Consider the following 3,606-nt stretch of genomic DNA (forward strand, 5'->3'; position numbering starts at 1 on the left):
CCACGCGGCCGCGAGACGCGGCTGCAGCGACGCGACCGCTTGCGCGCCGGGGCTGTCGGCCGGCAGCGGCGGTGTGCCGCCCACGAGCGCGCCGAACAGTGAAGCCATCCCGTGCCGCACGGCGGCCGCGCGCTGCGCGAGATCTTCCGATTCGGCCTTGCCGAGCGCGAGCAGATCGTCGATGCCGTAGATGCCGGCGAACAGCGCGTGCCGCTTGTCGTCGGCGGGCGCCGCCGCGAGGCCGTTGCGCTGCGCGGCGATGACCCGCGCGACGTCGGCCGTGATGCGCGTCACCAGCGCTTCGAGTTTTGCGTGGACATCGCGCGTGCCGAGCAGCATCGACACGAGGCTCAGGCACAGCACGCCGATCGCGACCGTCGAGCCGCGCCCGATCACGTGCTCGAAGGTCAGCTCGGGATGCTGCATCGCGCCGTAGGTCGCGAGGCCGATCGTGTAGCCGGCCACCACGGTGCCCGACGCGCGGAAATGCCGCAGCAGCGTCATGCCGGCGACGCAGACGCCGAGCCAGAACGCGAAGCCGAGAATGAACAGCAGCGGCTGCTGCGCGAAGCCGCCCATCAGCACGAACGCGACGACCATCCCCGCGATCGTGCCGACCACGCGCCACACGCCCTTGCCGATCACCGCGCCCTGCACGGGATTGATCACGAGCAGCACCGTCGATGCCGCCGAGTACGGCGTTTCCAGTTCGAGCAGGTACGCGACGCCGAGCGCGAGCGCGGCGGCGATGACCGAGCGCGCGACATACGCACCGCGTGGCGTGAAGATGTCGATGCGCGCGATCAGCGCCGCGGCCGCGCGATTCAGGCGGCGGGGCGGCGACGCGACGGCGCGCGTCTGATCGGCTGCGTCATGCACTGCGCTTGCTCCATGAGAAAGGACGAAGCCAGTCTACGGTCGAGCGATGCATGCGGAACAGTGACGTCTTTGCACTCGACGAGTGCGTACGACGCATGCGTCATGCGTGCGCCGGATGCAGCGCCGGCTGGCCGGTACACAGCCCGCGCACGACACGCCGCAGCCACTGGTGCGCGGGGTCGCTCTGGAAGCGCGGATGCCACGCCTGCGTGATCAGCACGGTTTCGAGCGGCACCGGCAGCTCGAACGCGCGCACGCCGAGCCCGGCCCGCACCGCGCCGCGCGCGAGATGCTCGGGCAGCGGCAGGATCAGGTCCGATGCCTGCAACGCGAAGATCGCCGCATACGGCGTCGGCACGACGAGCAGCACCTGCCGCGCGAGGCCGCGCGCGGCGAGCGCGTCGTCGATCGGCCCCGCCGACTTGCCGCGCCGCGACACGCCGATGTGCGGCCAGCGCGCGAAGCGCTCGGGCGTGATGTCGTCGTCGAAGATCGGGTGGTCGTCGCGCGCGAGGCCGACGAAGGTCGTCGTGAACAGCGGCTGGACGCGAATCTCCGGCCCGAGGCGGCGCGACGCGCTGATGAACAGGTCGATGCGGCCGCTGCGCAACGCGTCGTCGTCGATGTCGTCTTCCTCGGGCATGAAGCGCAGCATCGCGCGCGGCATCCCGCGCGCCATCTCCTCGAGCAGGCGGCTGCTGTGGAGGCCGACGAAGATGTCGTTCGCGCGCACGTTGAACTGCTTGTCGAGCGTGCCGAGATCGATTTCCGCGGACGGGGCGAGCAACTGCGACGCGCGCTCCACGGCTTCGCGGACGGCGCCGCGCAGTTCGAGCGCGCGCGGCGTTGGCACCATCTTGCGGCCGGCCTGCACGAAGATCGGGTCGCCGACCGTTTCGCGGATGCGCGCGAGCGTGCGGCTCATCGCGGGCGGGCTCAGGTTCATGCGGCGTGCGGCGCCGACGACGCTACCCTCTTCGAGCAGTGCGTCGAGTGAAATCAGCAGGTTCAGGTCGGGTGCCATCGGCTTCTCCGTGTCATCGCGTGCATGCGGCGCAATGGTAGGGCGGGATACGCGCGCGCAGCGTGACTGCAGCGCACGCAACGATTGCGCGCGGCATCACGCGTGACGCACGCATCGGGGTGTCATTGGCCGGCGCCGGCATCGGGCGGCAGCGAGCGGACGGCGGCGAACGCGCCGTTCACGTACATCAGCGGGTTCACGTCGTCGGACATCGCAACGCGCGTGACCCGTCCGACCAGGATCGAATGCGAACCCACCTCGACCTGTTCGAGCGTGTCGCAGAAGAACGACGTCTGCGCGTTCTCGAGGTAGGGCAGCCCGGTCGCTGCGTCGGTGCGCCATGCGTCGTGCGCGAAGCGCGTGTCGGAGCCCGTCGTGCTGCACGCGAGCGCGAGCGGCACGTGGCAACTGCGCAGCGCGTTCACGCAGAAGCGCCGGTGGCCGGTGATCGACGCGTGAATGCTGGCGCGCCGGTTGATGCACACCAGCACGGTCGGCGGATCGAGCGCGACGGAGGTGAACGAGCTGGCGGTCAGCGCACACGGGGTGGCTGCTGCGCCGTCGCCACCGGTCGTGACGATCGTGACGGTGGCGGCCACGCCGCGCATCGCCTGCTTCAGTTGCTGCGCAATGTCCACGGTGTTCGTCATGATGCGGTCCTGTCACGAGGAGCCCCGGTGCCGCGGGTCGTACCACGCGGCGCCGGGGCGGGCGTCAAAGCTGGTACGCGTCGGCCCAGGTCCAGTGGTAGGACTTGAAGTCGGCGCGGCGCGACTTGAGCTCGGCGTCGCGCGCCTGTTGCTCGGGGCCGTCGGGCAGGTGGAACACGCCGCCGTTGCCGGCCGACGCGAGCTGGATCCGCGCGCTGCGGTCGATCCGCAAGCGCTGGTACTCGACCAGCGCGGCGCCGAGGGCGTCCTTCGACGCGAGCCCCGTCACGCACCGGCCGAGCACGACCGCGTCCTCGAGCGCCTGCGCGGCGCCCTGCGACTGGTACGGCAGCATCGGATGGCACGCGTCGCCGAGCAGGCATACGCTGCCCCACACCCAGCGCGTGAGCGGCTGGCGGTCGTGCAGCGACCAGCGGCTCAGGTCCGACGCGCAGCGGATCAGCCCGACGAGGCGCGGGTCCCAGCCATCGAGCTCGGCCTCGAGCGTCGCGCGGTCGCCCTTGCTGCTCCACGATTCGCGCGTGCTGCCGTCGCCCGGCACGATCACGACGAGGTTCAGCAGCCGGCGGTCGCGCACCCAGTAATGGATCGCGTGCCGGCCGGGCCCGAGCCAGATCGTCACCTGCGGCTCCTTGACGATCTCGAACACGGGCGAGTGCGGATCGATCGCGTCGACGTCGATCAGCGCGCGATACGCGTCGTCGCCGCTGTAGTGCGGCGCATCGTCGCCGAGCAGCGCGTGGCGCAGCGTCGAGTGAATGCCGTCGGCCGCGACGACGAGATCCGCGCGCCAGCGCGTGCCCGCCGCATCGACGACGGTCGCGCCGTCCGGCCCGCACGCGTCGAGCCCGCGCACCGCGATGCCGCCGAGCACGGCGACGGGCGGGCCGGCCGTGTCCGGGTCGCGCACGGCGTCGAGCAGCGCGGCATGCAGGTCGGCGCGATGCGCGTTCCAGTACGGCGCGTTGAAGGCGGCCTCGACGTCGTGGCCGAGCGGGAAGGAACCGAGCAGGCTGCCGTCCTGCCAGCGGC

The 3,606-nt window shown here is 71.5% G+C and carries 4 protein-coding genes; all 4 read right to left on the bottom strand.

Features of this window, described 5'->3' with window-relative positions; all coding sequences use genetic code 11:
• Positions 1 to 879: FUSC family protein (locus G3N98_RS38715; protein ID WP_206151071.1), on the bottom strand; the 879-nt coding region annotated here is incomplete at its 3' end.
• A 100-nt stretch (positions 880 to 979) separates the two neighbouring features.
• Positions 980 to 1,903 carry a LysR family transcriptional regulator gene (locus G3N98_RS38720; RefSeq protein ID WP_089476795.1) on the bottom strand — a complete coding sequence of 308 codons (924 nt, stop codon included), beginning with the start codon at positions 1,901 to 1,903 and terminating at the stop codon, positions 980 to 982.
• Between the two features lie 122 nt (positions 1,904 to 2,025).
• On the bottom strand, positions 2,026 to 2,553 hold the full coding sequence (locus G3N98_RS38725) for a flavin reductase family protein (protein WP_175240453.1): 528 nt from the start codon (positions 2,551 to 2,553) through the stop codon (positions 2,026 to 2,028).
• 64 nt (positions 2,554 to 2,617) lie between these two features.
• Positions 2,618 to 3,606: FAD-dependent monooxygenase (locus G3N98_RS38730; RefSeq protein ID WP_206151072.1), on the bottom strand; the 989-nt coding region annotated here is incomplete at its 5' end.

This window comes from Burkholderia sp. Tr-20390 (genome assembly GCF_017104595.1).
Taxonomy (GTDB): Bacteria; Pseudomonadota; Gammaproteobacteria; order Burkholderiales; family Burkholderiaceae; genus Burkholderia.

Excerpts from the sequence above, each read along its gene's own strand:
- G3N98_RS38720 (WP_089476795.1), bottom strand. The coding sequence starts at position 1,903 with ATGGCACCCGACCTGAACCTGCTGATTTCACTCGACGCACTGCTCGAA.
- G3N98_RS38725 (WP_175240453.1), bottom strand. The coding sequence starts at position 2,553 with ATGACGAACACCGTGGACATTGCGCAGCAACTGAAGCAGGCGATGCGC.